This window comes from Paenibacillus sp. Y951 (genome assembly GCF_056786395.1).
Genome location: NZ_JBXCIY010000028.1, coordinates 34,693 through 40,692 on the forward strand (window position 1 = coordinate 34,693; position 6,000 = coordinate 40,692).

5 protein-coding genes are annotated in these 6,000 nt (G+C 39.0%); 1 reads left to right on the forward strand and 4 read right to left on the reverse strand.

The genetic code is table 11. From position 1 onward, the window contains the following. Positions 1–190: 190 nt before the first annotated feature. Together AC1TPB_RS23325 and AC1TPB_RS23330 are read right to left on the reverse strand one after the other, a co-directional pair. Positions 191–592 carry a restriction endonuclease gene (locus AC1TPB_RS23325; RefSeq protein ID WP_482078688.1) on the reverse strand — a complete coding sequence of 134 codons (402 nt, stop codon included), beginning with the start codon at positions 590–592 and terminating at the stop codon, positions 191–193. Between the two features lie 54 nt (positions 593–646). After that, positions 647–1,063, reverse strand: a complete 417-nt coding sequence (locus AC1TPB_RS23330) for a hypothetical protein (RefSeq protein ID WP_482078684.1) — start codon at positions 1,061–1,063, stop codon at positions 647–649. A gap of 343 nt (positions 1,064–1,406) precedes the next feature. Here AC1TPB_RS23330 and AC1TPB_RS23335 point away from each other — a divergent pair, with 343 nt between their 5' ends. Further along, positions 1,407–2,615 carry an IS110 family RNA-guided transposase gene (locus AC1TPB_RS23335; protein WP_482078685.1) on the forward strand — a complete coding sequence of 403 codons (1,209 nt, stop codon included), beginning with the start codon at positions 1,407–1,409 and terminating at the stop codon, positions 2,613–2,615. Between the two features lie 339 nt (positions 2,616–2,954). Here AC1TPB_RS23335 and AC1TPB_RS23340 read toward each other — a convergent pair whose 3' ends face one another. Continuing rightward, on the reverse strand, positions 2,955–3,734 hold the full coding sequence (locus AC1TPB_RS23340; protein ID WP_482078686.1) for an SDR family oxidoreductase: 780 nt from the start codon (positions 3,732–3,734) through the stop codon (positions 2,955–2,957). A gap of 371 nt (positions 3,735–4,105) precedes the next feature. Beyond that, the gene (locus AC1TPB_RS23345; RefSeq protein WP_482078687.1) at positions 4,106–5,173 is read right to left on the reverse strand and encodes an ankyrin repeat domain-containing protein; all 1,068 of its coding nucleotides are present in this window, start codon (positions 5,171–5,173) and stop codon (positions 4,106–4,108) included. Positions 5,174–6,000: the final 827 nt, after the last annotated feature.

The window sequence follows — 6,000 nt, forward strand, 5'->3', positions numbered from 1 at the left end:
GGGATATTAGCTTGAAACTCTAATTGCAATGAAGGTTCAGGAAATCCATCAGGAAGTAGGTTGATCCCGTGTGTAAATATTCATATCCAAATGAATGCTTAATCATAGTATCGAATCAAGTATTCGTCCCATGATTCCTTTGTTTGTATAGATATTAACTGCCTTATTAATTCTTCACGATCCCAAAGAATCACGCCAAGCTTATGTGCATCTTTTTAGCTGGAGCAGTAAATGAAGCAGATGTTATCAATAGTGCCTCGTTACAATTGTGAAAGCTAGCGTCTGTATAAATTTCTTGTACCGCGGATACACCGACAGAGCTGCTGTATCGTTTGCACTGCACTGCAGTCATAATTTTGGCCTTTTTTATAAATAGATCTACACCGTTATCGCCAGTGGCAGGTGTTATTTTGACAGTATACCCTTGTTTCTCAAAGAAATATTTGAGATGGTTTTCGAATTCTATGCCAGTCATTGCGTCAATAGTCTCAATATCAGATGATTCACGAATGTATTTTCTCCGAATGAGTTCTTTGAAATTATGTACATGTGAAGTACTTGAAGCAGTCTCATTGGTTAATTCTTGAACCACCAATTCGAGTGTTGGTTCTTCTTTATAATAAAATGAATTCAACTTTGTTTTTTTTCATTCAGAAATAATCACGAGCATTACTACAACGCCGTAAATCGATGAAAAAATAATCCAGGTATATGCATTGGCCTGTTTATCTTTGAAAAATAGCGTCATAATCCAATAAATAATGGCGAACCAAATCAGACTGCCCATTATGAACGCAGCTAAGCCCTTAACAAATTCGAATATGCTAAAGTGGATACTTTCCCACATAGTATGGAAAAACAATGCTACCCTATTTGATCGTTTATTTCTTTCTTTAATTTCAGTATCAAAATTAGATTTAGCAGTGTGGTATGATTCGATTCTTGAGGGTAGTATTTCTCTAGCTTGGCACAATAAACACCTTGTTTTTATATTGTTGTTGTCTACGTATTCATATAGATTTTCTTGTGGATGATCTTTACATACAACATACGTTGGATTCATATGATTTCCTCCTGACATCTGACTACCGCTTTATTTAATCATATATTTATATTAGTAGAATAATAAAACTTATTCTATTTACTATCCTGCCCGTTCGTATTATGAGATCAACCAGTTCTTTCTGGTTGATCCTTTTTTCATTTGCATAGAGGATTAAGGTAGCCTGGTCGAACGTACCTGCCCGTGGGACTTGATCCCGAGAGCTATAATGTTCACCCCTACTTGTCATGACCATGATTGAGGCTGGTTGGGACATAAGATCCCGTATAACAAGCGATGCTATGGAGCGACAAGAAGAATCTTAGGGGATGCCGGTGAATCTAAACTTACAGGGAGAGATGAAATGAATCCAGTTATCGGTCTAGATATTTCTAAAGAAGAAAGCCATGGACAAGCCTTTTTAGAGCGTGGAAAGCCATTCAGAGGGACATTCCACTTCGAGCATACTCGTGATGGTTTAGCTAATCTCCTTCAAGCTTTAAAGGATATTGAATCTGCAGCCAAACAACGTCCTTTGCTTATTCTAGAAGCAACCGGACATTACCAAAGTCCCGTTGTTCAGTTCCTAGAGGAACATCACTATATTTACATTGTCATTAATCCGCTCATCTCAAATCGGCTTAGAAAGTCTCAACTTCGTAAAGTAAAGACGGATGCAGCTGACGCTTACCTATTGGGAGAGTTGTACTACAAGGAAGAGTTTGAACCTTTTAAGAAAAGAGGAGTGCAACTTCTCAATCTGCGCTATCTTACAAGACAATACGAGTCTCTTTCAAAGATGTCTGTACAGACTAAACTACAATTCCAAGCTGTTTTAGATCAGGTTTTCCCTGCTTACAAAGGTGTCTTTGGAGCTATGTATTCCGGTATTTCACTACGGTTTTTAAGTGAATTTCCAACCTCATATTCCGTGTTGCAGACGGATGAAAACACACTAAAAACTAAGATGAAAGAACTGCTTTCTTCGAAACGGGGGCGCTCAGAGGACTGGATTAACCAACGGATACAACGACTGCTGGATGCGGCGAAACAAAACCCATTTCAGCAAACCATGTATGCAAGCCACTTAATCAATTTGAAAGTCCTTATTACCCTCATTCTCCAGTACCAAGAGCATCTTACTGGATTGGAACAGAACATCGCTGCTCTGGCTGAAGAAATTGAAGAGTATGAATTAATTCAGTCGATTCCCGGTATTGGGCATAAAATTGCAGCAACAATTTTATCTGAAATTGGAGAAATCGACCGATTTGATCATCCTAAAAAGCTAGTCGCCTTTGCAGGCATTGACCCGAGTGTCTTTGCATCCGGTAAGTTTACAGCAACTCGAAACCGAATCACGAAACGTGGTTCCAGGCAGCTGCGTTACGCGCTGGTCATGGCTGTTCAGTGTGGACTTATTCGTTCTCGTAACACTCGAATCAAAGAATTTTACGAACGTAAAAGAACCGAGGGTAAGCCGCATAAAGTAGCATTAGTCGCATGTGCAAATAAGCTAGTTCATTGGCTCTATGCCATCTTAAAAAGTAAAAAGGCATTCCGTCTGACTTAACAATTATAATTGGTTTAACCTTCCAAAAATTTCTGCGAATTGGAGGGTTATTTGCTTTATGTTTTTTAACTATAACATAAGATCTAGGGTAATTTTACTGGTAATCTTGACATGCTATTAGCTGGTATATCCATACATGCAGCGCAAGCGTCGCACCACAGATGATGTAAGTAGTTCCGTTCTTCCATGGGAGTTTAATAGAAAGAGCAGGCTACCGTAGAGCCTGCTCAACAATGTGCGTTATTCAACTAACGTTCTCCGTTAGCCATACATGCAGCGCAAACGCTGCACCACAGATGATGGAAGTAATTCCGTTCTTCCATGGGAGTTAAATTAAAATTATTTGCCTAGAAATCCGCCTTCGGATTTGATCACTTGCCCAGTGATCCACTGTGAATCATCGCTCGCTAAGAAACTAATACCTCTAGCTGCATCTTCTGGCAAGCCGACCCTTCCCATTGGAAACATAGGAAGAAAATGTGTCTTCATCTCTTCAGTTATCCAACCTGAATCAGTGGGCCCCGGATCGAAACCATTGACTGTAATATGGAGTGGAGCCAACCCTACAGAGAGAGGTTCGATCAAACCAATCAAAGCCCCCTTTGTCAAAATATATGCCAAGTTATCCTGGTCGGGTCCTTTTGACACCATGAAGATAATTCTCCCTGGAGTCCCCTTTGAATGATTCTTTTCAAACCTTCTTGCAAACTCTGTGCTGAGTAAGATCGTTCCACGATTGTTCACTACATAGTGTTGATCTAACGAAGTGATATTAAGGTTTCGATAATTGGTTGATACGCAATAAGCTGCATTATTAATCAGAATTGAAGCATTTCCTAGTGACTTCTCTACCTGATTCATAATAAGTGACGGCATTTCAGGATTAGCAAAATCTGCTTCCATATGATCTGCCCTCACACCCAAACCTTCCAATTCCTCGCAAAGATGTTCAGGCCATTCCTTTTCTCCACCGTTACCTTCTGTTTCATCAAAAGTATGCCAATGGGTAAAGAAGATATTTACCCCCTGACTTGCAAGCGAACGGCATATAGCTGTTCCGATCCCCGTCGATCTGCTTGCACCGGTAACGATTGCTATTTTGTTTTTCAGTAAGTTCATCTAAAGTACCTCCATTCATTAATTAGGAGGATAGGCAGGTAGAGATCAATAGAGATGCAGTTTCCCATAAAACTAAAACGGATACCAATATAGGTATCCGCATGATGGGTTTATGATACACTCATCCCTGCATACCCTCTAAGGTTAAAGATACGAACACCAAATAAAATAGTGTGAAATCACTATTTTTAGTGCTTTATCTCGTTTTTAAACCTTACATTACAGAGTACACATGAAAGGTTCTTTGCTCCTTCTAAAACATCTCACCACAATTATAGCAAACGATGGAAAATTATTGCAAGGGTTTTCATTCAAAAATACAATCGATTAGTAATAAGCTTTGAAAGAGACGCTTATAATTATCCTGCCAGTTAGCGTAATGATGATTCTATGTCCTCATAATCATAGTAGCCATCAATTATACGATCGATATATAATCCCGGATTTTTCAAGAAGTTTTCCCAGGTCATATCATGCAAGAGATATATCCATTCATGTTCAATGTCTACGCTAACAAATAAGTGATTGCTTGGACACCATGTTATCATACCGAATGCCTCGAAGTTACCTATTTCTAACAAGAGATTAAATAGTTTAAAACCGTGATATTCGAAGCACACAACATCGGAAATAGTTCCAAAGATCAGATAGTTGGAATAATACCCAGATTGATAATCCAGTCGCTTCTCGCTTTTTCCTAGAACCTCAATAACTTCCAAAGGTACACCACCATGAATAAGTTCTCTAGTTCGCTTATTAATATCGTGATATTCATGGGGCTCATTTAATTTAATATAAGCTGCTAATTCGGGAGTACCTTCTGTTCTAGCGTAATTATATGCACGGTATCCTACTTGACTCACAATGGTGGTGTCTGCACCTTTACTAATTAAATACTTCACCGTTTCTAATTGATTTCCTTTTACAGCAGCAATGAGAGGCGTAGCCCCACTAGTAAATACATTGTCCACAATATAAAAGTTAATATCTACGCCTCGACCAATAAGAATATCTATAATTTCAATCCTACCTTCATTTGCACAACCGATTAAGGTTTCCCCTCCTACCACTCTTAAATCAATTCCTAAGTCGATAAGAGAATAGGCTCCTGACACATTCCCGAAAGTAACCGCACGACTTAAAGCAGAGTGACCGACATGATTAATGGCGTTGAGATCTGCTCCCTTAGAAAGCAGATGTTCGAACAGCGTACGATCAGCCCCTCTTGCTGCATCAACCATCACGTCACTTGGGAGCAACGCTCCGAATTCAATCAATAACTTTGCAATATCATATTGCTGATAATCCAATGAGCACTCCAAAATAGATTCATAGCAGCTTACAGATTGATTCGGATTAAAACCATTTTTTAAGAGAAACTGGATACTTTCCATGTCTCCCTCTTTTATCATTTTAGATACCTGCTCAATTAGTTTCATATCATATCTCACCCTTTTTTTGTTGATAATAACATAGTTTTTTAAGGTGCTAGTACGGAGTTTGACTGAAACTCAAAGCGGTATATAGCCTGCTCTGTAGTTCTTCAATTCCAAACTCCTCGTTCATAAACCGACTTACTAGTACTTCAAAATAATGAATGTTTATTGAACTCACCCTTATCTTAAATCTGTTCTGAGACACTATAGTGCCACGTTTGCGGAATAATCCATACTTTTCGGATCTTAATGTTAGTTGTTTTAAGAATATCTACGCTTTTTCCTGAAGCTCCTGCAACTTGGTGTGCCATTGATCGCTTATTTAGCAAATGTTCTAATCAAGCAATAGATCAAGTATTGGTAAGCTTACGCTATCCAGCCCGACGTAGTCACAATTGGTCATTACAGAAATAGCGATTTTTCATCGGGAAGTAGAATCAGATCACTTAGAAAACCGGTATCCCATCCGGAATGTGGGACGATCCGAAAACCCTTATATTCTCCCAAAAACCAACCTAGACCGATCTGTGCTGTTTCTTATTCTTGCCCAGTAACTGCATAAGGCTTCCACATTTCATCATAGCTGCCTGACTGCAAGGAATTAAACTAAACTGCCAGTTAGCTTAATAAAATGAGCAGGATACCGAAGCACATGCTCATCAATGTGTATTATTCAACTATCGTTCTCCGTTAGAATTCCTGTATAACGAATAATTTGGACTTTGCACAAAAAAGAGTGCCTCTGTAACATAGGAGTTGATAACGGGTTGCAGCCCAAAAATCTCACTATTAGGAGGTCACTCATCTATGAAGTTTAAAGCTCAGGATAA